We start from the raw sequence: 24851 nt of genomic DNA, 5'->3' as shown, positions 1-24851 counted from the left end.
TTATCTCTCTGGTTGCATAAATAGTCCGTATCCAAACTTTTAAAAGAGATTAATTGAACTAATGCACGGCAGGCACGCATAATTCCTCCGCAAATTAATTTTGCTTTGATGGATCAACATAATTACGTCCCTGAGGAGGGATGACGAATGCACTCGTGGAAAAATAAACTAGTCGTATCACAATTGGCCGTAGCCTGCGCATTAGCAATCGCTTCTCAGGCAAATGCAGGCACGGATGTCTCTAACAAAACGTATGAAACCTTTGTTCATCACAACGACGCGACCCATGCTGATGGCGTGTACTATCAGGGGTATGTGGGCTGGAATAACTACGGTACTAACAGCGCTTATAACGGCGATATTTACCCTGTTATTAATAATGCGGTGGTTAACGGTGTTATCTCTACCTATTATCTCGACAATGGCTTAAGCACCAATACCAACCCAAACTCGCTGACCATTAAAAACAGCACTATTCATGGGATGATTACCTCTGCATGCATGACCGATGATTGCACCAACCGGGGGACGGGTTATGTCTACGATCGCCTGGCATTAAATATCGATCATTCAACGATTGACGATAATTACGAGCACTATACCTATACGGGTAAGAATACTGACGGTACGGCAGATTCTCATGTTGTTGATGTTTATCACCTGGGTACGGCCATCACGCTGGATCAGGAAGTGGATTTGACCCTTCAGAATAACTCCCACGTTGCGGGTATTACTCTGACTCAGGGTTATGAATGGGCAGATACTGGCGATAAGACCGTCAGCACCGGCGTTGACAGCCCTGAAGTCTTTAACAACACCATCGTGGTGAAAGACTCTGTTGTAACGTCTGGCTCCTGGAGCGATGAAGGTACCACGGGCTGGTTCGGTCGTCCTGATAATGCCAGCGATTATGCGAACGACGCTGATGCAGGTATGGATGATGTGGCTCTGGCTGTTATTGCTAATCCGAATGCAGACAACGCCATGCAGACCACGGCAACCTTCAGCAACTCTACGTTGACCGGTGATGTGCTGTTCTCAAGCAACTTCGATCACAACTTCTTCCCGAACGGGGCAGACTCCTACCGTGATACCGATGCCAGCCCGGATACCAACGGTTGGGATGGCACAGATCGCCTGGATCTGACCCTGGACAACGGCAGCAAGTGGGTCGGTGCAGCGATGTCTGTGCATCGGGTTGATACCAACGGCGACGGCGTGGTCGATAGCTTCGCAGCAGGTACCGAAGCGACTGCAAACCTGTATGACATTAAAGCAAACAGCCTGTGGCCAAACTCCACTTACGGTGTGAATAATGCAGATACCGCGTTTGACGAAGCGGCTCACGTGGCGGGTAACCAGGTTTACCAGAGCGGCCTGTTTAACGTGATTCTGGATCACGGCTCAGAGTGGGATACCCGTAAAACGTCCCTGATTGATACGCTGGCCGTGAAAAACGCTTCTCGGGTTAACGTTGAGAACTCCAGTCTGGTTTCTGACAGCATCACCCTGAGCAATGCGTCGTCAATGAACATCGGCGACCAGGGCTTGGTTGCGGCAGACAGCATCAATCTGAACAGCTACGCCACCCTGACGCTGACGGAAGAGCTGGGCGAACTGTATGCCAACACTATCAATGTTGACGGCAACGCGCAGCTGAACCTGGGCCTGGGTCAGGTTGACACCGCTAATCTGAAACTGACCAACGGCGGGACTTTCAACATCGGCAGCCGTGATTATGTCCTGAACGGCGCCATGATCAACGGTCATACTAACGACCCGTCTAAATCTAACTACGGTTACGGTGTCGTTGCGGCTAACTCTGATGGTCACCTGGCCGTCAATGGTGACGTCGCGGGTAACTACAAGGTTCGTATTGATAATGCGACCGGTGCGGGCTCTGTTGCTGATTACAAAGGCAACGAAATTGTCCGTGTTTACGATAACAATAAGGCTACCGCCGCCACCTTCTCTGCCGGGAACGAAGCTGACCTGGGGGCTTACTCCTGGCGAGCTAAGCAGGTTGGCGACACCGTTGTGCTGGAGCAGCGCGAGCTGACCGACTATGCCAACATGGCGCTGAGCATTCCTTCTGCCAACACCAACATCTGGAACGTGCAGCAGGATACGCTGGGCAACCGTCTGACCAACGCTCGTCATGGTCTGGTTGACGACGGCGGCGTGTGGGTAAACTACTTCGGCGGCAACTTTGATGGCAACAACGGCGTGATCAATTATGGTCAGGACGTTAGCGGCATCATGGTCGGACTGGATGCGCAGATTGATGGCAACTACGTCAAGTGGATCGTCGGTGGTGCAGCAGGCTTCGCGAAGGGTGACGTCAGCGACCGTACGGGTCAGGTTGACCAGGACAGCCAGTCTGCCTACCTCTACTCTTCTGCTCGCTGGGCTAACGATGTCTTCCTTGATGGCAACCTGAGCTACAGCCGCTTCAGCAATGACCTCTCTGCCACCATGAGCAATGGTCAGTATGTTGATGGCGACACCACCAACGACGCATGGGGCTTCGGTCTGAAGCTGGGCTACGACTGGAAATACAACGCTGCGGGCTACGTAACCCCTTATGCGGCAATTTCTGGCCTGTTCCAGTCTGGCGATGACTATCGTCTCAGCAACGACATGCGAGTAGACGGTCAGTCTTACGACAGCATGCGTTATGAGCTGGGTGTGGACACCGGTTACACCTTCACTTACAGCGAAGATCAGGCTCTGACGCCATACTTCAAACTGGCTTACGTCTATGACGACGCGGGTAACGATGCTCACGTCAACGGAGACAACATCAACAACGGTGTTAAAGGTTCTGCCGTTCGCGTGGGTGCCGGTGCTGAGTTCAACTTCACTAAGAAGTTCAGCGCATACACCGATGCCAGCTACCTGGGTGGCGGCGACGTCGACCAGAACTGGGGTGCTAACGTCGGTGTGAAATACACCTGGTAATCGCTTAAAGGACAAAAGCAGGGAATTCGTTCTCTGCTTTTTTAACAAGGAACTGACACAGGAAGTGGCGTCGTATGTTTGCTGTAAAACCCTTGCCCGCTTTTGCTGTGCTTGATAAGGCTTTTTCACCGGGCACAGCACCAATCACACTTGCAACCTCTGAGACGCTGATCCTGAACACGGAGTCACCCAAAGTGACGATCGTTCGCCAGGGGATCATTAAAATCGATCGTACTCAGGAAGCGCTTCTGGTTTCCATTTCTCCCTCTCCAGTGATCATCGATTTACCGGGCGTGCACCTGACCGGTCGTGAGACCTACCAGATCACCGCGCTGACCCCCTGCGAGATTTATCAGCTGGATGTGGCAGAATGCATGGCGATACTGGATAAGCAGCAGCTGTGGCGCGAAGCTTTTGAGTGGGTGAGTTGGCTGTATCGGGATCTTGAGCAGCGGGATGTTCACCTGATCGGTAAGAGCTCCTACAGCCAGATCAGAGCAACGTTACAGCACATGTCGCGCTGGGATACCGCGCTGCGAGCCAAAATTGGCGTCATGAACTATATCCAGCAGCGTACTCATATTTCGCGTTCTGTCATTGCGGAAGTACTGGCGGCATTGCGGGCAGGAAAATATATCGAAATGGATAAGGGCAAACTCGTCACTGTGCATCGTTTGCCCCTGGAGTATTAAAATCAGGACGCAGGAACGACCAATGGTTTGTTACCGCTCAGCTCTGTCACCAGATCGTTGACCCCATCACTCATGTTCACGAAACGGGTGAGAGGGGAACGAGTCACAACGACAAATGCGCCAACGTTATGCTGCGGGATCATCGCCATATAGGTAATGAAACCGCCACCTCCACCGGTTTTTTGAATAATGCCGGGACGACCATTTTTCGGGGCCATATAAACCCATCCCAGGCCCAGCGCATCTGCTTTTCCAGGCACATCCATCCCAATGACTTTGGTCAACTGACTACGTTGATAAATCAACGTTTGCATTCTGTCGGCCTGCTGGTTACGCGTATAAAAATCAGAGGAAAGGAACTGCTGCATCCAGCGCATCATATCGCCCGGAGTGGAATAGACGCCGCCGCTGCCAATGGCTGCAAGCGTATTATCGCAAGGGCTGGCCCCTTTCTCGGCAACCATCAGACGCTGACACTGATCGGGTGACGGCGTAAAGGTGGTGTCTTTCATGCCTAACGGGCGGGTGATCTGCTCTTCAAACAGTTGAGGATACGGTTTCCCTGCCGCTTTACTCAACGCATCGGCCAATAAATCAAACGCCAGGTTTGAATACGCCGCCTGCGATCCTGGTGTGGTTTTCAGCGTGGCGGTGCTGAGCCAGCTCCAGCGCTGACTATAGGTCGGCCAGACAAACACCGGACGGTGCGCCGCGCCGCCAGGTTGCTCACGTGGCAGGCTGCTGGTATGTGTGGCAAGGTTCACCAGCGTGATCGGCGTTCCCTGATACGTAGGCACTTTGGCACCCGGCGGTGCATACTTGCTCAGCGGATCGTTGAGTTTAACCACCCCCTGATCGAGCATTTTCACCAGCATCTCGCTGGTCATCAGCTTGCTTAAGGACGCAATACGAATCACCGAATCCAGTTGTGGATGCACGTTGCTGCCTGGACGGGTTTCGCCGAAGCTGCGAAAGACGCGCTGGTTGCCGTCAATCACAACAAGCGCCATGCCCGTCGCACCACTGCCGTAATAAATGTGGTTGGCGTAACGGTCGACGATATCTGAGGCGAAAACCGGATCCGGAGAAGTTTGAGCGGCCTGGGCCACTGGCAGCGAAGCAGCACACAGCGCTGCAATAAAAAGCAGACTACGTTTCAAGGAAAGCATCCGTGAAGTGAAAGGGAAGGTTAATGCTTATTAAAACGATAATACGGCCGCTTGCAAAGCGCCTTGAGTCCGGTTTTGCGTAAGAAAAACGTAACGACGGGTAAATATGACGATTTTTCTGCACGCCTTTACGTGCTTTTGTGAACTCGCGCGTATGATACTCTCAATCTTCACAGTCAGTTACGGAGCAAATGATGTCAGAGAAACGCGTTGTGATGGTGATTGATATGCAAAATGGCGTCTTCGCGACCCCCCGCCGCCAACGGCAGGAATGTGTCGCCAGAATCAACCGTTTAATTGGCGCAGCCGACAGCGTTATCTTTATTCAACACGCCGAAGATGGCGGGCTGGAAGAGGGGAGTGAGGGGTTTGCTTTATTGTCAGAACTTGAGCAGCCAGCCGATGCGCTTTATGTCACCAAAACGGCCTGTGATGCGTTCTACCAAACCCAGCTTGAGCGAGTACTGGCTGAGAACAGTATCAGCCAATTTGTCATATGCGGCTGTGCGACAGATTACTGTGTGGACACCACGCTGAAAATCGGAGCAAGTAAGGGTTACGCTATCACTGTTGCAGAGGATGCCCATACCACCGCTAATCGCCCGGCGGCACAGGCCGAAACGTTAATTGCTCATTACAACGAAGTCTGGCGCACATTAACCGTACCGGGCAATCCGGTGAGCGTGAAACCCGTCGAAACAATTGTTGCGCAATGGCAAGCGAACTAAGCTTTTCCCCGTAGGTCAGAGGGTAAGTCCAGGTACAGCATCACCTTTTGTCGCGGTGAATGCCGCACGCTTTTTATGGAACACAGCAACGTCAAAACGATAAGAAATCAGCAGGAGAGCAGTTATGTTTAAGTCTTTTTTCCCAAAGCCGGGGCCTTTTTTTCTCTCGGCTGCCCTTTGGGCACTGATCGCGGTGATTTTTTGGCAGGTGGATGGCGGTAAATGGCTGCTTCATCTGGCTGGCGCATCGGGGGATGTTCCTGTCAGCGCGGCCCGATTCTGGTCGCTCGATTACCTGGTGTTTTACGCCTATTACGCGTTCTGCGTGTTCGCTTTTGCCCTGTTCTGGTTCATGTATAGCCCACACCGTTGGCAATACTGGTCGATTCTGGGCACCTCGCTGATTATCTTCGTGACGTGGTTTTTGGTAGAAGTCGGTGTGGCGGTTAACGCCTGGTATGCGCCATTCTACGACCTCATTCAGACGGCGCTCTCTTCACCTCACAAAGTGACTATCGGCCAGTTCTATCATGAAGTCGGCGTCTTCCTCGGGATTGCTTTAATCGCTGTTGTGATCGGGGTGATGAACAACTTCTTCGTCAGTCACTATGTGTTCCGCTGGCGTACCGCGATGAACGAACACTACATGGCTAACTGGCAGCACTTGCGCCATATCGAAGGTGCCGCGCAGCGTGTGCAGGAAGATACCATGCGCTTTGCCTCTACCCTTGAGGACATGGGCGTCAGTTTCATCAATGCCATCATGACCCTGATTGCCTTCCTGCCGGTGCTGGTGACGCTGTCTGCGCATGTGCCTGACTTGCCAATCATTGGGCATCTGCCTTATGGGCTGGTGATTGCGGCGATTGTCTGGTCGCTGATGGGAACAGGGATGCTGGCGGTGGTCGGGATTAAACTGCCGGGCCTGCAATTCAAAAACCAACGTGTTGAAGCGGCCTACCGTAAAGAGTTGGTCTATGGCGAAGATGATGCATCACGTGCCACACCGCCGACCGTTCGTGAGCTGTTCAGCGCCGTGCGTCATAACTATTTCCGCCTGTATTTCCACTACATGTATTTCAACATTGCACGCATTCTCTATCTGCAGGTCGACAATGTTTTCGGCTTGTTCCTGCTGTTTCCGTCGATTGTTGCAGGTACCATCACGCTCGGTCTGATGACACAGATAACCAACGTTTTTGGCCAGGTTCGCGGCTCATTCCAGTACCTGATCAGTTCCTGGACGACGCTGGTCGAACTGATGTCTATCTACAAACGTCTGCGCAGTTTTGAACGCGAGCTCGACAACGCACCTGAGCAGGAAGTGACACAAACATTTAGCTAAGACAGGGATGCCCAATGGCGACAGCCGCAACACGTAAGGTTTCAGCTTCACTCACTCTGGTTGCCAGTATGATTTTGGCTGGATGTTCCAGCAAGCCTGCGGAGCTTAAACCCGGTGAAAAACCCGTGGATGTCGCCACTGTGGTGAAGCAAAAAATGCCCGCCAGCGTGAAGAACAGGGACGTCTGGGCGCAAAGCATCGCGAAAGCCTTTGAGAGTCAAAAACTGGCACCGACAGAAGAAAATGTCTGCTCGGTGCTGGCTGTCGCGCAACAGGAATCCAACTATCAGGCCGACCCTGCGGTTCCGGGGTTGAGTAAGATCGCCTGGCAGGAGATAGACCGACGTGCCCAGAATATGCACGTGCCTGTCTTCCTGGTCCACACGGCGCTGAAAATCAAATCACCCAATGGCAAAACCTACAGCGAGCGGCTGGATACCGTCCAGACCGAGAAGCAGCTAAGCGCAATCTTCGATGACTTCATCGACATGGTACCCATGGGACAAACGCTGTTCGGTTCGTTAAACCCTGTTCATACCGGTGGCCCAATGCAGGTCAGCATTGCTTTTTCTCAGGCTCATGAGGGTGGATATCCCTGGAAAATGGAAGGCACTGTCCGTCAGGAAGTGTTCACTCTGCGAGGCGGACTGTGGTTCGGAACCTACCATCTGCTGAATTATCCGGCCAGCTACACGGCTCCGCTGTATCGATTTGCAGACTTTAATGCCGGTTGGTACGCCAGTCGAAATGCTGCCTTCCAGAATGCCGTCAGCAAGGCCAGTGGGGTAAAACTGGCCCTCGATGGCGATTTGATCCGCTATGACAGCGATAATGCAGGGAAAACAGAACTGGCCGTCCGTAAACTGGCGAGTAAGCTTTCGATGAGCGACAGTGATATCCATCGCCAGTTACAAAAAGGGGATAGTCAGGATTTTGAAAGTACGGCGCTCTATAAAGGCGTGTATAAACTGGCAGAAGCGAAAGTCGGTAAACCGTTAGCGCGAGAAATGTTGCCAGGGATCCAGCTCGAAAGCCCGAAAATTACCCGCAATTTAACCACTGCCTGGTTTGCAAAACGAGTGGATGAGCGTCGGGCGAAATGCATGGCGCTCGGTCAGAAGTAGTGTCTCCAGCGTAATACAAGGGCCAGAACACCCAATATTGCGCAACCCGCAAGGAAGGGGACCAGGCCAAACAAGGTGCCGACGGCAATCCCCATTTCAACGCGAGGGCGACCGCTATCCTGAATTTGCATCAGATGCTCGAAGACGCCCGGCGCATGGACCACCAGGTTTAACACCTGCGCACCGGCCCAGAAGCACAGCAGAACGAACAGCGCATAAGCGATATTCCCCTTCGTGGAGGGGGCTCTTCCTTTCCCGGCAATAATAGATTTTGAGAATGTGAAATCAGCCATGAGAACCTCCTGAGACTGCTTAGCGCCAATCCTGTCAGACCTTGTTATATGCTGGCCTGAGCCAGAATTAGTGGATAAGTTTGACAGGGGATCGCCGTTGTCAATATCAGATTCGTGGTAATTTCACTCAGGGAAGTGTCCTAAAGTTGGCTTTTACGCTCTGCGTCACAAAGTCTTCCCTTAAGTGAAATCGGTGCATGTTAAGAATTTGCTAAGCGTCACGCAGACGCTGTCACAGGAATGTGCGAGGATAGGGTTTTCACTTGCGGAGTTGTTATGAAACTGCCTGATAAAATTCGCCGCGACTGGCATTACTATGCCTTTGCCATTGGCCTGATTTTTATTCTTAACGGCGTGGTCGGGCTGTTAGGTTTTGAAGCTAAAGGGTGGCAAACCTATGCGGTAGGTCTGGTGACCTGGGTGATCAGCTTCTGGCTGGCGGGGCTGGTGATACGCCGTCGTCCGGTCGATATCGAAGAAGAAAAAAGCTCTGAAGCCTGATCGGGCACCCCATCAGGATGCCCGACCAATAACCGCTATCCGTTCATCGAGGTTTTCAGCGCCAGATTGGTTTGATGGCGCTCCATCGCAAGTTCAATCAGGCAAGTGATAAGGCTGGTGTAATCCAGACCGCTCGCCTGCCACAGTTTCGGGTACATGCTGATATTGGTGAAGCCCGGCAGCGTATTGATTTCGTTGATCACCACTTCATTTTCCGCTGTCAGGAAAACATCCACGCGCGCCATGCCACTGCAGCCCAGCGCCTGGTACGCTTCAACGGCAACCTGGCGAATCTTGTCGTTAGTGGCAGGATCGATAGCCGCAGGCACCACCACTTTCGCGCCATTGTCATCGATATATTTGGTGTCGTAGGCATAAAACTCGCTGTTAAGCACAATTTCGCCACAGGTACTGGCCTGGGGTTCGTCGTTGCCCAGCACCGCACATTCAATTTCTCTCCCGACGATCCCCGTTTCGACCACGACTTTATGGTCAAACTCAAACGCCAGCGCAACGGCGCGCTCGTACTCTTCTGCGGTTTTGACTTTACTGACGCCAACTGATGAGCCCTGGTTAGCAGGTTTAACAAACAGCGGTAAGCCGAGCTTTTCCTTCACTTGCGCAAAAGCGTGGCTGTTGCGGTTTGAACGCGTGAGAGTGACGAACGGGGCAATCGCCAGACCTGCGTCTCGCAGCAAGCGTTTAGTGACGTCTTTGTCCATGCAGGCCGCAGAGCTCAACACATCTGACCCGACGAAAGGCAGATTCGCCATTCGCAACATGCCCTGAAGGGAGCCGTCTTCTCCAAGCGTGCCGTGAACAATGGGGAAAATCACATCAATGGCAGCCAGCGGTTCACCGCCTTCAGCATTGATAAACTGCTGGGTGGTTTTACCCGGGATTTGCGCCAACGTTATCTCTGACGGGCGAAGGGCGATTCGGGCCGGATCCTGAGGATTGAGCAGATAGTTGCTGGCATCGTTAACGTGCCATTGCCCTTGTTTATCTATCCCCAGCAGCACCACATCGAAACGTGTTTTATCCATCGCTTCAACAATGTTTTTGGCTGACTGTAAAGAGACTTCATGCTCAGCAGACTTACCACCAAAAACGATCCCAACCCGCAACTTAGCCATTTCTGTACCCATCCGAAAAAACACAAAGCCGATACCATAGCACGCCGACCAGTGGCTTGTGCAAAATCCTGGATGTCCTGTACGGCTTTCAGAATGTCGAAAGAGAGTGAGCATAACCCTCTGCGGAAGAGGAGATTCTTCGTGATATTGGTCACACAAATGTGTATTGAGAAGATAAATGTCTGAACTCATTCACAGCGCACCTCTCGCCGAACAGGCTGAACGGCATCTTGCTATGCTGGTCGATACATACCAAAAATGAATGATTACGTGTAGTTATGGAATCCTGGAGAATAAACCTCATTTCCGTCTGGTTTGGCTGCTTTTTCACCGGCCTTGCTATCAGCCAGATCCTGCCTTTTCTGCCGCTGTATGTTTCCCAGCTGGGCGTGACTTCGCATGAAGCCTTATCGATGTGGTCCGGGTTAACGTTCAGCGTGACGTTCCTGGTCTCTGCCATTGTGTCGCCGATGTGGGGCAGTCTGGCCGATCGTAAAGGGCGTAAGCTCATGCTGCTTCGCGCCTCCCTTGGGATGGCGATAGCCATTCTGCTGCAGGCTTTTGCCACCAACGTCTGGCAGCTGTTTATCCTGCGCGCCATTATGGGCCTGACCTCGGGCTATATTCCTAACGCCATGGCGCTGGTGGCTTCGCAGGTTCCAAGAGAGCGCAGTGGCTGGGCGTTAAGCACATTATCGACAGCACAAATCAGCGGGGTCATTGGTGGCCCGCTGCTGGGGGGCTTTCTCGCCGATCATGTGGGCTTACGCGCCGTGTTTTTTATCACCGCAATATTGCTGACCGTCAGTTTTCTGGTGACGTTATTCCTGATTAAAGAAGGTGCACGTCCGCAAATAAGCAAGGCTGATCGGCTAAGTGGAAAGGCAGTATTTGCTTCGCTCACCTACCCGGGTCTGGTGATCAGTCTGTTTTTCACCACCATGGTGATTCAGCTCTGTAATGGTTCCATCGGGCCCATCCTCGCGCTGTTTATCAAATCGATGGCACCGGAAAGCAACAATATCGCGTTTTTAGCCGGGATGATCGCGGCGGTTCCTGGGGTTTCGGCGCTGATTTCGGCTCCACGTTTAGGCAAGCTTGGCGACCGTATCGGGACTCAGCGCATCCTGCTGGCCACTCTTTTCTGCGCCGTGGTGATGTTTTTTGCGATGTCATTTGTCACCACGCCGTTCCAGTTGGGCGTGCTGCGTTTTCTGCTTGGGTTTGCCGATGGTGCAATGCTGCAAGCGGTACAAACACTGCTGTTGAAATATTCCAGCGATCAGGTCACCGGCCGCATCTTCGGATATAACCAGTCCTTTATGTATCTTGGTAATGTCGCCGGGCCGCTGATTGGGGCATCCGTCTCTGCGATGGCGGGATTCCGCTGGGTATTTGTCGCCACGGCCATTGTCGTGCTGATTAATTTCGTTCAGTTAGCAATAATGCTCCGCCGTCGCCAACAATAAACCTGATTTATCCACCTAATTCGCAAGGGGTAGAGTATGAAATATTCTCCCCTTCACATTTTAGTCATAATTCCTTGAGAGAAACGTTTCGCTACCAATTCAATTTGCATTATTTGGAATTTATAAAATAATTCTTATACCGACTATGCATTAGGGATCATCAGTGCTACCGTCTCAGGCATTCTCATAAGGAAGTCTCGCTATGAAAAATCTGATTGCAGAATTGTTGGTTAAGCTTGCGGAAAAGGAAGAAGAATCAAAGGAGTTAGTGGTTCAGGTTGAAGCGCTGGAAATAGTCGTTACGGCGCTATTGCGTCATATGCGACAGTCGGAACAACAGGCTCTGATTACCGATATTGAGGCGGCATTAGACGAAGCTAAACCGCAATCTCAGGTGCCTGACCGCGATGCGGAATTATTAAATCAATATATAAAAAAGCTATTACGGCATCCGCGTAGTTAAGGCGAGTGCCGAATTCAGGAGCGACGATTGCCGTTTTATCGTCGCTGATAAAGTATTAATACCTTCCCGTCCAGACGCGTGATATCACTCTTTTTTCCCCGTGATGTGGTTTTTTTCGTTTAAACGACCAGACTTACTGAGATCCCCTCACAGAAGGATGGTGCAATGAAAATAACATTACTGGTGACTCTACTGTTCGGTCTGGTGTTTCTCACAACGGTGGGAGCAGCGGAAAAAACAATGACCCCGCAACAGCAGCGAATGACGACCTGTAACCAGCAGGCAACGGCTAAAACGCTGAAGGGGGATGCAAGAAAAACCTATATGAGTGACTGCCTGAAAAACAGCAGCTCAAAGCCTGCAGAGAAAAGCATGACCCCGCAGCAGCAAAAAATGGGCGAGTGTAATGCCACTGCGACTCAGCAATCGCTGAAAGGTGACGATCGTAAGAAATTCATGAGCGCCTGCCTGAAAAAAACGGGGTAACACTGGCGCAAATAAAACGGGTGAACCGTCTTCCGGCTCACCCGCTGTTGTCAGGCTTTACTGAGCTTCTCTGATTTTTCCATGCAGCTGACCATGGCTTCAATCACGGCAGAACGAAAACCTTTCTCTTCCAGCACGCGAACGGCTTCAATCGTCGTGCCGCCCGGTGAGCAAACCATATCTTTCAGTTCACCCGGATGGATCCCGGTTTCCAGCACCATTTTGGCTGAACCCATCACCGCTTGTGCCGCGAATTTATACGCCTGCGCACGTGGCATGCCGCCCAGTACTGCAGCATCAGCCATCGCTTCAATAAACATAAACACGTACGCTGGCGCGGAGCCGCTAACACCGACAACCGGGTGGATCATCGGTTCGGCAATGACTTCGGCTTCGCCAAAGCAGCGGAAAATAGTCAGCACATCGGCCGTATCTTCACTGGTGACCAGCGCGTTTGGCGTGACGGAGGTCATCCCGGCATTGACCAGCGACGGGGTGTTTGGCATCGCGCGAACGATTTTGCGGTCATGCCCCAGCGCACGGGCGAGCTGGTCGAGCGTCACGCCTGCCGCGATGGACACCACCAGCGTTTCTTTATTGAAGCTGGAGGCCACTTCGCTCAGCACTTTGGTCATGATCGCGGGTTTCACCGCACCGAAGACGATATCGGCGATTTGCGCCACTTCCTGCGCGCTCTGTGCCGCGTTAATGCCATACTTCTCTTGCAGGGCGGCGACTTTATCCGGCGAGGGCGTATAGACCCAAATCTGGCCAGGCTGCACTTGCCCACTGGCGATCAGCCCACCAAGAATGGCCTTACCCATATTACCGCAGCCGATGAATCCGATTTTCTTATCCATTCTGTCTCTCCCTCAGCGTTTTTTTGATAATGCGTATTAGCTTATCATCTTGTGGCTATGCCGACAGGGGAAAGCAGGCGACAATAGCGCAGTTATTTATTACAGGAGTGAATATGTCGATTTGGGTGGATGCCGACGCGTGTCCGAATGTGATTAAAGAAATCCTGTTTCGCGCAGCAGACAGAACGCAAACGCAGGTGACGCTCGTCGCCAACCAGAACCTGCGCGTGCCGCCGTCGCGCTTCATTCGCGCATTGCGTGTGCCTGCGGGCTTCGATGTGGCGGATAACGAAATTGTTCGCCAGTGCCAGCCGGGCGATCTGGTTATCACCGCCGACATTCCTCTGGCGGCCGAAGTGTTAGCCAAAGGCGGCGCAGCGCTCAACCCTCGCGGCGAGCGCTACAGTGAAGCGACCATTCGTGAAAGGCTCACCATGCGTGATTTTATGGATACGCTGCGGGCCAGCGGCATTCAGACCGGTGGCCCCGACAGCCTGTCGCAGCGCGACAGACAGCAATTTGCGGCGGAGCTCGATAAGTGGCTGCTGGCGGTACAGCGCGGGCAGAACTAAACCCAGCTGTCGTCGTCGCTACTGAAATCATCGTTGCTGAAATCGTCGCTATTCCAGCTGTCATTATCCTGGTTGTTGGCGTACTCGGTGCTGCCGTCATCAGGTAAAAACGGCGTGTCGGCGGCCTGGCTTATATTGTCAGCCGCAGGTACAGGCGGTTCCTCAATAATATTGACGATTTCCTGTGGGTGCGTGCCGGAGAACATGTTCATCAGCATATTACCCAACACAACGCCGCCGGCGACACCCGCCGCAGTTTGCAGCGCGCCTGCCATAAAGCCACCTCCGTTGCGGCCCGCGGCATAGTTTTGCATCTGAGGTGCAGATGAAGGTTGGCCGTAGTTTTGTGCGGCAGGGATAGGGTTGTTGACATGAGGTTGCGCTGAGCCACTGCCAAACAAACCGGCAAGAAAGCCGCCGCTGCTTTGTCTTGCTGAGCGCAGCTGGCTAACTTCATTTTCCAGCGCCTGAACGCGCTCATGCAGCTGTTTAACGGCTGCTTCCTGAATAAGAATGGTCTGCGCCATGTAGTAGGGAGCAGCCGGCTGCGCCTGGATATGTTGCGCAATCACGCTCTCGGCGTTAGCATCGCGCGGCGAACTTTGCTCTTCGGCTTGTTTCAGGCGAGAGAAAAGTCCATCGATAAGGCGTTGTTCTTCAGATTGCATGGGGAAGTCCTCAGTCATACGAATGCCGTACGACATAGTTTGTCTGAAACATTCATACTGTAAATATGCGCTACGTAAAGCTGTGCACAGATGTGTTACCTTTTGCACCTGCTCAGGGTTGTCAAAAGGCCGTGCTTTCATGTAAGGTTGCCGCAACACTCGATGACACTATTTCTTTACACCCTCATGATTTCCAGACCCCTTAATTCCCGGCAAAGAGATTGACGGATTATCAGGGTTGTAACTATTAATTTACACTTACTTGCGTACTAGTTTGATGGTATTCTTTTTCGCTCACACGCACAGCCTGCATTGCTGCAGTACCAGGGGGATTTCCAGGTGACAACAGAGCCTATTTTTCTTATCGGCGCCCGTGGCTGCGGAAAAACAACAGTCGGACAAAAGCTGGCGCAGGCCTGTCAGTTTGATTTTCTCGATACCGATCAGATCCTTCAGCAACGTGAAGGCAGAACCATTGCCGATATCGTGGCGAAAGAGGGCTGGCCCGCCTTTCGCAGCCGTGAAACACAAACGCTGCAATCGGTCACCGCGCCCCAGTCGGTTATTGCCACGGGTGGCGGCATCATTCTGGCTCCCGTGAACCGCGAGTTTCTGCGTAAAAACGGCATCGTTATCTATCTGAAAGCGCCTGTGGCGGTCCTTGCAGGTCGTCTTGAAGCGTTTCCGGAAGAATCCCAACGCCCCACGTTAACCGGCAAACCGATCAGCGAAGAGGTCAGGGAAATTTTAGCCCAACGCGATGCGCTGTATCGTGAAACCGCGCATCACATTGTCGATGCCGCCTGCGATCCTGACGATGTCGTTGCGCAAATTCTGGCCGCCATCAACTCGCCAGCAGCGGCCTGCATTCAGGCAAACTCGGCAACGGCGGGCTAACGCCTATACTTAAAGCTCTGACCCAAAAGAGGAAGAGCTATGCCGACTAATCCCCCGTATCCAAGACAAGCCCGGATTGTAGCCGTAGAAAAAGGCGAGCCGGGCCGCAGCCTGACCTGGTACGAGCTGCGTGCCGACCACCCCAAACCTGATTCGCTGATCAGCGAGCATCCGACTGAGGCTGAAGCCATCGATGCCAAACGTCGTTACGAAGACCCCGGCAAGTCCTGAATCCGGCCTTCCCGTTGCGCAACGCCTGCCTTGAGTGGGCGTAAATCACACTTTTTAGCTAAACTCTTTGTTAATAAAACGTTAACCTCAAGATATTACTGGAGTGTGTCGGCGTCTTCTGGAATCTTTACAAACTTCGCTGGAGCGTAGCTGCTACGCTTCTGAACGGTTGAATTTTTAGCCATCCAGGGGGCTGTCATCAAGTCGTAAGCCTGTGTTGAAGCAGTGGTTGCAGTGATAAAAGGTAAATAACATGAGTGCGACTTTAGCGATTCTTACCCTCGGCGTGGTTCCGTTGCGTGAGGTGTTGCCGCTATTAACAGAGCACATCAGGGAAGATCAGATAACCCACGTGAGTTTGCTGGGGAGAATGACTCGTGAAGCCGTCATGGACGCGTACGCGGTGAGTCCCGGAGACGATGTTCTTATTGCCCTCCTCAATGATAATCGCAGGGTGGAAGTCTCCCGTCAGAAGGTTGAACGCGACCTCCAGGCGCTGGTTGAGGTGCTCGATAATCAGGATTATGACGTTATTCTGCTGATGAGCACGGCACCCATTAGCGGCCTGGTCGCCCGCAAAGCGATACTTATCGAACCGCAACGAATTATCCCGCCATTAGTGAATTCCATTGTCGACGGCCATCAGGTCGGGGTGATTGTGCCGATCCCTGAGCTAATGAAAAACCAGCGGGTCAAATGGGAAGTTTTGCAAAACTCCCCGCACTACGCCCTGGCGAATCCCATTCAAGGCAGCGATGATGAATTGATCTCCGCCGGAAAAAAGCTGATGGGCGAGGGGGCCGATGTCCTGATGCTGGACTGTCTGGGCTTCCATCAACATCACCGCGACATTCTGCAAAAAGCGCTGGATGTGCCTGTGTTATTGTCGAATGTGCTGGTGGCTCGCCTGGCGGCGGAACTGCTGGTCTGACGGATTTTTTGCGTGACAGTCCGCTGTCACGCCCCCTATATTGGGTGGAACACAACAATGAAACCAATAAGGGTCAGTTATGCTTCAAAGCAATGAATACTTTGACGGAAAAGTGAAGTCCATCGGGTTTACCAGCAGCAGCACTGGCCGCGCCAGCGTGGGTGTTATGGCAGAAGGGGAATACACTTTTGGCACCGCGCAGCCGGAAGAGATGACCGTGGTCAGCGGCTCGCTGAACGTCTTACAGGCGGGTGAAACAGAATGGAAAACCTACACCGCCGGGCAGGTTTTCAATGTGCCGGGCCACAGTGAATTTCATCTTCAGGTCGCAGAGCCAACTTCTTATCTCTGCCGCTACCTGTAAATAAAAAAGCCTTCCTCACGGAAGGCTTCAGACTGCTGACAAAGAAGGAAAAAGCGTGGTTTTTCCTTCTTTGTGGTTATCAGCCGAAAATCAATGAATTGATTTTCCTTGTTTCTTATTAGGCACCCTATGACAAATCTTCATTCTTTAGAGGTTTGCCATCACTCTCAAGCCTTCCTCACGGAAGGCTTTTTACTCAGCGCTGGGCTTCGCCGCCCAGGCCTTCAACCAGTTGGGCAATCAAGGTTGCCAGCTCACCGGTCATCAGGATAAAGTCAGCGTCAAAGCGCTGATCGTAATTTTCCCGCTCGATATCTTCGTTCTGATCGCGCAGTTCGTCGCAGAACTTCAGACGCTTAATGGACGCATCTTCGCAAACCATAAACTGAATGCGCTGCTGCCAGTCCAGAGCCAGTTTCGTCACCACTTTACCCGCTTCGATATGCACGGCGATTTCGTCGCTGACCAGCTCCTGCTTCTTGGCTCGGATAACGCCACCGTCTTCCAGAATGGCTTTCAGCTCCGCTTCATCCAGCAGCTGGAAGCCCTGTGCGACAGTGCCGGAGCGAACCCACTCGGTCAGCGTAAGCTCAATAGGGTTTTCCAGCGCCAGCGGAACCACCGGCAGCGATCCAAGCGTTTTACGCAGCAGCGCGAGCGTGTCTTCACCTTTCTTCGCACTGGCGCAATCCACCATGATCAGCCCGTTTACGGTGTCGATCCACAGCATCGTCTGGCTGAAACGGCTGAAAGCGCGTGGCAGAAGGGAGTGCAGCACTTCATCCTTCAGGGAGTCTTTCTCGGTCTTTTTAAGCTTGCGACCCTGATCGGCTTCCAGTTTCAGAATTTTTGCTTCGAGTGCCTGTTTGATAACCGGCGCGGGAATAATTTTTTCTTCCTTGCGGGCGCAAACCAGAATCTGACCGTTCGCTTCGTGCGTGAACGCGTCACTGTGCGAGCCCATAGGCGAAACCCAACCGGTTTTCGCCATGTCCTGACTGCCGCAGGGGGTAAACGCCAGCGCGGCTAACTGTTTTTCCATCTCATCGGCGCGCAAAGAAATGTCGCGGCTAAGACGGTAAACCATTAAATTTTTGAACCACAGCATGATAATTTCCACGGCTTTGTCGTTAAATCCAGGGCGCATGATAGCGAATTGTCGCTATGCTTGCATTGTTAATCAGGAACGGGAGAGGTATCGGTGCGTATAGGAATTGATCTGGGTGGCACAAAAACAGAGGTCATCGCGCTCAGCGATCGAGGCGAGCAGTTGTTCCGTCATCGTCTGCCGACTCCGCGCGACGATTATCAGCAAACAATAGAAACGATAGCTTCGCTTGTGGCCATGGCTGAAAAAGAAACGGGGCAGACGGGCACAGTGGGCATGGGCATTCCCGGCTCCATTTCGCCTTATACCGGCGTGGTGAAGAACGCTAACTCGACATGGCTTAACGGTCAGCCTTTCGATAAAGATTTAAGCAAGCGCCTCAATCGAGAAGTACGGCTGGCGAATGATGCTAACTGCCTGGCGGTTTCCGAGGCCATTGATGGCGCAGCGGCCGGAGCACAAACCGTTTTTGCTGTGATTATTGGCACCGGCTGCGGCGCAGGCGTGGCACTCGGTGGCCGGGCGCACATTGGCGGAAACGGCACAGCAGGTGAGTGGGGGCATAACCCCTTACCCTGGATGGACGAAGACGAACTGCGCTATCGCGAAGAAGTGCCGTGCTATTGCGGGAAACAAGGCTGTATTGAAACCTTCATCTCTGGCACGGGCTTTGCGACAGATTACCATCGCCTTAGCGGCAAACCGCTGAAAGGCAATGAGATCATGCGTCTGGTTGAGGAACAGGATGCGGTGGCGGAACTGGCTTTAAGTCGCTATGAGCTGCGTCTGGCAAAATCGCTGGCACACGTGGTGAATATTCTGGATCCGGACGTCTTCGTTCTGGGCGGCGGCATGAGCAACGTCGAACGGTTGTACAAAACGGTTCCCGGTCTGGTGAAGAATTTTGTGTTTGGCGGTGAATGTGAAACGCCGATTCGCAAAGCGGTTCACGGTGATTCCAGCGGCGTACGCGGCGCGGCCTGGTTGTGGCCGCTGTAATTTGAACGCCCCTGAAAAGGGGCGATCCTCAAAGTGATGAAAACGCCGGATCCGGTTTTTGTTTCAGGCGCGCATACAGCAACAGTGACGACATGGCGAAAAAGGAGAGCAGCGCCGCAGGCAGCGCCACATAGTTGTAGGCAAACCCCATCGTCAGCATCATTCCCCCGCAGTAAGCGCCGACCGCGCTACCGAGATTAAAGGCCATTTGCCCTCCGGCGGCCCCCAACATTTCGCCACCTTTCGCATTCTGCAACAGCAGGATTTGCAGCGGTGCAGAGAGCGCAAACAGCCCCAGACAGCAGACAAAAGCCAGTCCCAGGGAGGCAGTTTTATCCGCGCCAAACACAAACAGCAGCGCCAGCGAAAGGGCAATCACCAGATCCGTCACGATAGCGATGCTGAGCGGTGAGTGTTTTCCCGATAAGCGCCCGCTCAGCAAATTGCCTGAAACCATGCCCAGCCCTGCCAGCATCATAATCAGCGTCATATTGCCCTCGGAAAAGCCCGCCACGGTCATCATGAAGGGTTTGATGTAGCTGAACCAGGCGAACACGCCGGCATTGCCAAACAGCGTGGCGGCAAAGATAAACCAGGGCGCGGGGGATTTCAGAAAATGGAACTGCTCACGCAGCTTGCGTTTGGTGGTGTCGCTGATATTCGGCACCCAGAAGATGACCGAGGCGATGACCAGCGCATTGAAAACGGCAATCAGCAGGAAGGTATAGCGCCAGCTAAATTCCTGACTGAGCCAGGTGCCGAGCGGCACGCCGAGTAAGTTGGCGACGGTCATTCCGCTGATCATTCCCGCCACGGCAGCGGTCACTTTTCCGGGCTTCGCGAGCTTCGACAAAATAATCGCGCCGACGCCGAAGAACGCGCCGTGAGGGAAGCCGGACACCAGTCGACCTGCGGCGAGCATCCAGTAAGACGAAGAGAGGGTAAATATCGCGTTGCCAATCAGACACAGCGCCAGCAGGAAAATCAGGATGTGCTTCAGGGAAAATCGGCTGGAAAACACGGCAATGACAGGAGCCCCAATCACCACGCCGAACGCATACCAGGAGATCATATGCCCGGCGGTAGGGATAGAAATCCCCACGTTGTGAGCCAGCTCGGTTAACACGCCCATAATGCCAAATTCGGCCATGCCCAGGCCGAAGGTGCCTAACGCTAACGATAAAATGACTTTTTTCATACTGACTCGTTGTGGTGTCGCTTCCCGGAACCCCAGCTTGCGGCAGACTTGCTGCTCAGGCCAATTGCTTATTCTTCTTTTGGTATTGACGATCCTGCTATGTCACGACTCTACCGCAAAGGTTTTATCCAGCTTACTGTAGCCTAACCCGTTGATCTTCTTCACGCGGATCTGCACCGGAATTCTCTCTTTCATCGCTTCCACATGGCTTATCACGCCGATGACCTTGCCGCTCGCATTCAGGGCGTCCAGAGCATCAAGCGCGGTATCCAGCGTTTCGCTGTCCAGAGTGCCAAAACCTTCGTCCAGGAAAAGGGAGTCAATTCGGGTTTTATGACTCACCAGATCGGACAGCGCCAGCGCCAGCGCCAGGCTCACCAGGAAGCTTTCGCCGCCCGAAAGCGTGCGTGTGTCTCGCACGGCATCGGCCTGCCAGGTGTCCATGACTTCCAGTTCGAGCGCTTCGCTGGCTTTGCGCTTAAGCAAATAACGCCCATGCAGGCGGCTTAACTGCTCGTTTGCCAGCCACACCAGATTATCGAGCGTCAGCCCCTGCGCGAACTTGCGGAATTTATCGCCTTCTTTCGAGCCGATCAGCGCATTCAGCCAGCCCCAGTCTTCCAGCGTCTGGCTGGCGGTTTGCATCTGTGTCATCAACGCCTGCTGCTGCTGGCGATTATCGGCGTCTTGTTTTATCTGTTGACGGATTTCGCCCTGAGCAGAACTGTTTTCCCGCAGCTTCTGCGCCAGTTCCGCTAACTGGAAATGCACTTGTTCAGGCTGCATCTCAGCGGATAAATCTTCAGGACGCTGTTGTTGATGGCTGGACTGTGCCGTCTGAGCCTGCGCCGCCAGCGCCTGTTGTTGCTGATGCTGGCTTTCAAGCTGTTGCTTTAACTGTTCCAGGCGCTGGCGCGTCTGCTCGTCGAGTAAGGCGGCCAGAAACGCCTGTCGATCGGCAAACTGGCTGTTGGCCAATGCGCTTTCAAAAGCTTGCTGGGCCGCAAGCCTTGTTTGTTCCGTCTGCTCTTTTTGCTGTTGCAGCGTCTGCCACTGACTTTGTAGCGACACACAATCGTGATGAACCTGCTGCCAGCCTTCCAGTGGCACTGGCGTGAAGTCATCTGATGGTGGCACTTCAGGCAGCGTTTCCCGCAGCGGTTGCAGGTGAAGGAGCTTCTGCTCAACAGACTGAAGTTGGTCGGTTTGTGTTTGCCAGTGCTGGCTTTCGGCTTCACGCTCAGCAAGCCACGCATTCTCTTCCCCAGTAGTTGGAAGCGTCAAACTAAAGCTGCTCAGGGCCTCGCTTAAGCTGTTCTGACGGGCCCTCATCTCCTGTTCAAGCGCAGTGCGCTGGGCCTGCAAATCGAGATGTTGTTTTTGCAGATTAAGACGCTGACTGTGCTGATACAGCTGTTGTTCCCAGTTTTCCTGCTCATTCAGCCAGCCGCCAATGTCGTCTTCGGGCGTCAGCGAAATCGCCAGCGCGGTGACGGTTTCCTGCCATTGCGAGGTGAGTGCTTGCTCCTGCTCAGCTATGGATACCAGCTCGCTTTGCTCGGCCTGCAACTGCTTTTGCAGCCCATCAAGCTGCCCTCGCAGGCTGGCCCCGGCTTCGCCCAGTTGCTTCACTTCTTTTTCAAGCTGATCGCGGCGGGCTTCATTGACGCCTGGTTTGAGCGCCTGATACTCCGCTACGGCCGGATGTTCCGTCGAACCGCATAGCGGACAAGGGCCGCCCGGTTGCAGGCGAGCACGTTCGTCGGTCAGCTTCGCGATGATTTTTTCCTGCTCGCACAGCGTTTTCACATCGTTAAACTGCTGCAGCTTCTCTTTATAGTGCTGACGGCGCGTGGCGAGCTCGGCTTCCCCTTTTTCCCGTTCCTGCTGACGCTGAACAAGCAGCGGCTGAAGCTGCTGGCGGCGCTTGCTGAGCGGCTGGAAACGGTTTTGCAGCGTGTTGAGCAGCTGACGTAAAGGGCGTGCCGCCGTGTGTTTTTCGATGGCGGTGCTAACTTGCCTGTCGTCCAGTTCCAGCGTGGCGGCGGGGAGAGCATTCAATTGACGAATCAGCTCCGCTTCGCGCTGTGTCAGGTTTTGCGCCTGCGATGCGTCGCGTGTTTGCTGATTAAACGCCGCTCGCCAGCCCGCGAGTTCGCGGCCTAAAAGGCGGAAGCGGTCATTTGTTTTCAGCCATTCGCTAAGGTTTTTTTGTTCGGTGTTCAGCTGTTGGTATTGCGCATCGGCGGTCAGACGTAACCCCGCGCGCTGGGCCAGCTGGCGCTGTAAGCGAGTATTTACTTCTTCAGCCTGCTGATGCGTTTGCGCGTAAGCGGCTTGCTGATCCTGAAGACGAACCCAAAGCGGGCGAAGCTGATCGGCTGGCTGAGCAAGCGCCAGTGCCGCCAGTTGCGGTTGCGCGTCACTCAGAGCCTGCTGTGCGCTGGCGAGAGACGTTTGCGAACGCTGATGCGCTTCGCGCATTTCAGCCTCCCGGGTAAGCCATTGCTGCCAGCCCTGAAGGCGAAGCTGCGTGCTCTGTTGCTGCTTTTCTTCGTCAGTGAGTGCCTGCAAACGTTGCTGCAAAGCCTGCTGTTGCTCGTCGGTCAGCAACACCATGCCTGATGCCTGGGCCTGTAGCTTTTCCAGAGTGATTTTGGCTTCTTTGTGCTTCTCAAAAACCATCGCAGAAATCTGGCCGTAGATTTCTGTGCCGGTCAGTTCTTCCAGCAGCTCGGCTCGCTCTTTCGGTTTGGCGTTAAGAAACGCGGCGAACTGACCCTGAGAGAGCATCATCGAGCGGGTAAAGCGGCCGTAATCCAGTCCGGTGAGCGAGGCGGTCAGATCCAGCTTTTCTTTCACTTTCTCGGCAAGGATTTCGCCCGTGTCGCAGCGTGAGAGTTCCACTCGTGGTGCCTGAAGGTTGCCGTCTGGCTGGTTTCGTGCCCGGTTTTGGCTCCAGAAAGCGCGATAGGCGGTGCCTTTCACCTCAAACTCCACCTCGGCCAGACACTCGGCGGTATCGCGGGTCATCAAATCATTTTGCGATTGCGACAGCGTGCTGAGTCTCGGTGTCTCGTGATACAGCGCCAGACAGATGGCATCCAGCAGCGTGGTTTTCCCGGCACCTGTCGGGCCAGTGATAGCAAACAACCCGTTGCTGGCGAACGGCTCCTGAGTGAAATCGATTTTCCATTCGCCCTTCAGCGAGTTCAGGTTTTTCAGCCGCAGGCTTAAAATTTTCATGGCTGTTCCTCGCTGGAAAGGGCGCTTAGGGTTTCGTTAAAGAGCTGATGCAGGCGCTGCTGCTGCGGTTCCTCTAAGGTTTCCAGCGCCAGACGGCGTTCAAACACCTCTTCCACTTTCAGTTCGCTCAGCGTTTCCCGATGTTCGCTTGCCATGATGCGTTCGCGCTGTTCGCGGCTTCGGCGTACCAGCAGCACTTCGACGGGCAGCGTTTCGGTCAAAGTCTGAATTTTTCTCTGGATATCATGCAGGTATTCATCGCTGGTGATTTCGATATCGAGCCACACCGGCTGGCTGCTGTCGGCGTCTCGCCACTGTTCAAGCTGCGTGCTGATGCTGCCAAAATCCCCTTTTAGTACCGCCAGCGGCTGGGTGACAGGCACCTCCAGCGGCAGGACTTCTGCCAGCTTCCCGGCTTCAAAACTCACCAGATTGACGGTTTTGGCTTTGCCCGTTTCATCAAAGCTCAGGGAAAGGGGGGAGCCGCAGTAGCGAATATGCTCGGTGCCGCCAATCTTCTGCGCGCGGTGAATATGCCCAAGTGCGATGTAATCCGCAGGCGGGAAGTTCTGCGCCGGGAAGGCATCCAGCGTGCCGATATAGATGTCACGAACTGCGTCACTTTTACTGGCTCCAACGGTGGTCAGATGCCCGGTAGCAACGATCGGCAAAGTGCGCTCGCCTCGCAGGTCGCACGCCTGGCTGTACTGTTGCTGATAATACTCAGTGATGGCCTGTAATAGATGCTGCTGCTTTTCGCCAGCAGAGGCGCCAGCGTGGCTGACAATCACATCACGCGGACGTAAAAAAGGCACAGGGCAAAGAATGGCTCCCGGCGTGCCATCGCGAAGCATTAATTCACACGGCGGCGTCCCGCTGCCCGCGACAACTTTTGTATTCAGGAAGGCGAGAATGTCGCGAGATTCATTCAGCGTTGCCACAGAATCGTGGTTTCCCGCCAGCACGACCAGCTGACAGCCCGTTTGCTGAAGCTGAACGACAAAACGGTTGTACAGTTCGCGGGCATAACTTGGCGGCGAGCCGGTATCAAAAATGTCGCCGGCGACAATGATGGCATCCACCTGCTGCGCTTCGGCGGTCGCCAGCAGCCAGTCAAGAAAAGCCTGATGTTCGGCGGCGCGGCTTTTGCTGTAAAAGTTCTGGCCGAGATGCCAGTCAGAGGTGTGCAGGATGCGCATAATCAGTCCATGGCGTGAAAGCGTGGCAGCAAGTATAAACATTTAACGATAACAGGGCGATGACTGCGCTGATTCGGTGTCATAATCAAAAAATCGCTATCATAAATCTGTCATAAAACTGACGCATACTAGCGCCGCATTGCATACATATGACTAATAACACGGGACAAATAATGGCGAGACGTATTCTGGTCGTTGAAGATGAAGCGCC

General features: G+C 53.5%; 24 protein-coding genes. 15 read left to right on the top strand and 9 right to left on the bottom strand.

All coding sequences use genetic code 11. From position 1 onward, the window contains the following. The first annotated feature begins 147 nt into the window (after positions 1–147). A complete protein-coding gene (locus ACRCWW_RS10120; RefSeq protein ID WP_438682305.1) occupies positions 148–2961 on the top strand; it encodes an autotransporter outer membrane beta-barrel domain-containing protein in 2814 nt (937 codons plus the stop codon). A gap of 74 nt (positions 2962–3035) precedes the next feature. Further along, complete coding sequence (locus tag ACRCWW_RS10115; protein WP_438682304.1) at positions 3036–3653, top strand: helix-turn-helix domain-containing protein; 618 nt, start codon at positions 3036–3038, stop codon at positions 3651–3653. 2 nt (positions 3654–3655) lie between these two features. Here the strand turns inward: ACRCWW_RS10115 and ampH are convergent, their stop codons facing one another. Then, on the bottom strand, positions 3656–4813 hold the full coding sequence (gene ampH, locus ACRCWW_RS10110; protein WP_438682303.1) for a D-alanyl-D-alanine-carboxypeptidase/endopeptidase AmpH: 1158 nt from the start codon (positions 4811–4813) through the stop codon (positions 3656–3658). A 203-nt stretch (positions 4814–5016) separates the two neighbouring features. Between ampH and ACRCWW_RS10105 the strand changes: the two genes are divergently transcribed. From ACRCWW_RS10105 to ACRCWW_RS10095, 3 genes are all read left to right on the top strand, one after another. After that, positions 5017–5550, top strand: coding sequence for an isochorismatase family protein (locus ACRCWW_RS10105; RefSeq protein ID WP_438682302.1), 534 nt, complete (start codon positions 5017–5019; stop codon positions 5548–5550). Positions 5551–5674: 124 nt separating this feature from the next. Then, the gene (sbmA, locus tag ACRCWW_RS10100; RefSeq protein ID WP_438682301.1) at positions 5675–6895 is read left to right on the top strand and encodes a peptide antibiotic transporter SbmA; all 1221 of its coding nucleotides are present in this window, start codon (positions 5675–5677) and stop codon (positions 6893–6895) included. 14 nt (positions 6896–6909) lie between these two features. Further along, positions 6910–8019 carry a DUF1615 domain-containing protein gene (locus ACRCWW_RS10095; RefSeq protein WP_438682300.1) on the top strand — a complete coding sequence of 370 codons (1110 nt, stop codon included), beginning with the start codon at positions 6910–6912 and terminating at the stop codon, positions 8017–8019. On the opposite strand, the gene ACRCWW_RS10090 is transcribed toward ACRCWW_RS10095, so the two are convergent. Beyond that, the gene (locus tag ACRCWW_RS10090) at positions 8010–8312 is read right to left on the bottom strand and encodes a DUF2755 family protein (RefSeq protein WP_438682299.1); all 303 of its coding nucleotides are present in this window, start codon (positions 8310–8312) and stop codon (positions 8010–8012) included. The genes ACRCWW_RS10095 and ACRCWW_RS10090 overlap by 10 nt on opposite strands. A gap of 276 nt (positions 8313–8588) precedes the next feature. On the opposite strand from ACRCWW_RS10090, the gene ACRCWW_RS10085 reads away from it, so the two are divergent. After that, positions 8589–8813, top strand: coding sequence for a DUF2754 domain-containing protein (locus ACRCWW_RS10085; protein ID WP_330985346.1), 225 nt, complete (start codon positions 8589–8591; stop codon positions 8811–8813). Between the two features lie 35 nt (positions 8814–8848). Here the strand turns inward: ACRCWW_RS10085 and ddlA are convergent, their stop codons facing one another. Beyond that, positions 8849–9949 (bottom strand): D-alanine--D-alanine ligase, encoded by a 1101-nt coding sequence (gene ddlA / locus ACRCWW_RS10080; RefSeq protein WP_438682298.1) that lies wholly within the window; start codon positions 9947–9949, stop codon positions 8849–8851. Between the two features lie 278 nt (positions 9950–10227). Here ddlA and ACRCWW_RS10075 point away from each other — a divergent pair, with 278 nt between their 5' ends. The 3 genes from ACRCWW_RS10075 to psiF all read left to right on the top strand — a co-directional run bounded on the left by ACRCWW_RS10075 (position 10228) and on the right by psiF (position 12367). Then, complete coding sequence (locus ACRCWW_RS10075; RefSeq protein WP_438682297.1) at positions 10228–11418, top strand: multidrug efflux MFS transporter; 1191 nt, start codon at positions 10228–10230, stop codon at positions 11416–11418. A gap of 202 nt (positions 11419–11620) precedes the next feature. After that, entirely contained in the window at positions 11621–11881 is a 261-nt protein-coding gene (iraP, locus tag ACRCWW_RS10070; protein ID WP_438682296.1) for an anti-adapter protein IraP, read from the top strand. Between the two features lie 165 nt (positions 11882–12046). After that, positions 12047–12367, top strand: coding sequence for a phosphate starvation-inducible protein PsiF (gene psiF / locus ACRCWW_RS10065; RefSeq protein ID WP_438682295.1), 321 nt, complete (start codon positions 12047–12049; stop codon positions 12365–12367). Between the two features lie 50 nt (positions 12368–12417). Here psiF and proC read toward each other — a convergent pair whose 3' ends face one another. Then, positions 12418–13227 carry a pyrroline-5-carboxylate reductase gene (proC, locus tag ACRCWW_RS10060; protein WP_404657840.1) on the bottom strand — a complete coding sequence of 270 codons (810 nt, stop codon included), beginning with the start codon at positions 13225–13227 and terminating at the stop codon, positions 12418–12420. Positions 13228–13340: 113 nt separating this feature from the next. Here proC and ACRCWW_RS10055 point away from each other — a divergent pair, with 113 nt between their 5' ends. Next, positions 13341–13799, top strand: coding sequence for a YaiI/YqxD family protein (locus ACRCWW_RS10055; RefSeq protein WP_330985341.1), 459 nt, complete (start codon positions 13341–13343; stop codon positions 13797–13799). On the opposite strand, the gene ACRCWW_RS10050 is transcribed toward ACRCWW_RS10055, so the two are convergent. Next, positions 13796–14467: a DUF2076 domain-containing protein gene (locus tag ACRCWW_RS10050; RefSeq protein WP_438682294.1), complete on the bottom strand. Its 672-nt coding sequence runs from the start codon at positions 14465–14467 to the stop codon at positions 13796–13798. The genes ACRCWW_RS10055 and ACRCWW_RS10050 overlap by 4 nt on opposite strands. Before the next feature lie 339 nt (positions 14468–14806). Between ACRCWW_RS10050 and aroL the strand changes: the two genes are divergently transcribed. The 4 genes from aroL (at position 14807) to ppnP (ending at position 16890) form a co-directional block, all read left to right on the top strand. Beyond that, complete coding sequence (gene aroL, locus ACRCWW_RS10045; RefSeq protein ID WP_438682293.1) at positions 14807–15364, top strand: shikimate kinase AroL; 558 nt, start codon at positions 14807–14809, stop codon at positions 15362–15364. 39 nt (positions 15365–15403) lie between these two features. Continuing rightward, the gene (locus tag ACRCWW_RS10040) at positions 15404–15595 is read left to right on the top strand and encodes a YaiA family protein (protein WP_438682292.1); all 192 of its coding nucleotides are present in this window, start codon (positions 15404–15406) and stop codon (positions 15593–15595) included. Between the two features lie 253 nt (positions 15596–15848). Further along, positions 15849–16526, top strand: a complete 678-nt coding sequence (locus ACRCWW_RS10035; protein WP_438682291.1) for an AroM family protein — start codon at positions 15849–15851, stop codon at positions 16524–16526. A gap of 79 nt (positions 16527–16605) precedes the next feature. Further along, complete coding sequence (ppnP, locus tag ACRCWW_RS10030; RefSeq protein ID WP_438682290.1) at positions 16606–16890, top strand: pyrimidine/purine nucleoside phosphorylase; 285 nt, start codon at positions 16606–16608, stop codon at positions 16888–16890. A gap of 196 nt (positions 16891–17086) precedes the next feature. Here the strand turns inward: ppnP and rdgC are convergent, their stop codons facing one another. Then, complete coding sequence (gene rdgC, locus ACRCWW_RS10025) at positions 17087–17998, bottom strand: recombination-associated protein RdgC (protein WP_438682289.1); 912 nt, start codon at positions 17996–17998, stop codon at positions 17087–17089. A gap of 93 nt (positions 17999–18091) precedes the next feature. Between rdgC and mak the strand changes: the two genes are divergently transcribed. Next, a complete protein-coding gene (mak, locus tag ACRCWW_RS10020) occupies positions 18092–18997 on the top strand; it encodes a fructokinase (RefSeq protein ID WP_438682288.1) in 906 nt (301 codons plus the stop codon). A gap of 28 nt (positions 18998–19025) precedes the next feature. Here mak and araJ read toward each other — a convergent pair whose 3' ends face one another. The 3 genes from araJ to sbcD form a co-directional block, all read right to left on the bottom strand. Beyond that, positions 19026–20195 (bottom strand): MFS transporter AraJ, encoded by a 1170-nt coding sequence (araJ, locus tag ACRCWW_RS10015; protein ID WP_438682287.1) that lies wholly within the window; start codon positions 20193–20195, stop codon positions 19026–19028. A 102-nt stretch (positions 20196–20297) separates the two neighbouring features. Further along, positions 20298–23441 (bottom strand): exonuclease subunit SbcC, encoded by a 3144-nt coding sequence (gene sbcC / locus ACRCWW_RS10010; RefSeq protein ID WP_438682286.1) that lies wholly within the window; start codon positions 23439–23441, stop codon positions 20298–20300. Then, positions 23438–24640 (bottom strand): exonuclease subunit SbcD, encoded by a 1203-nt coding sequence (gene sbcD, locus ACRCWW_RS10005; protein WP_438682317.1) that lies wholly within the window; start codon positions 24638–24640, stop codon positions 23438–23440. The genes sbcC and sbcD overlap by 4 nt, the downstream gene beginning before the upstream one ends. Between the last annotated feature and the right edge of the window lie 211 nt (positions 24641–24851).

The organism is Scandinavium sp., assembly GCF_051650185.1.
In the GTDB taxonomy this organism is placed as follows: Bacteria; Pseudomonadota; Gammaproteobacteria; order Enterobacterales; family Enterobacteriaceae; genus Scandinavium.
Note: the sequence above shows the minus strand (reverse complement) of the source record. Positions and strands in the feature narration are given on the sequence as shown.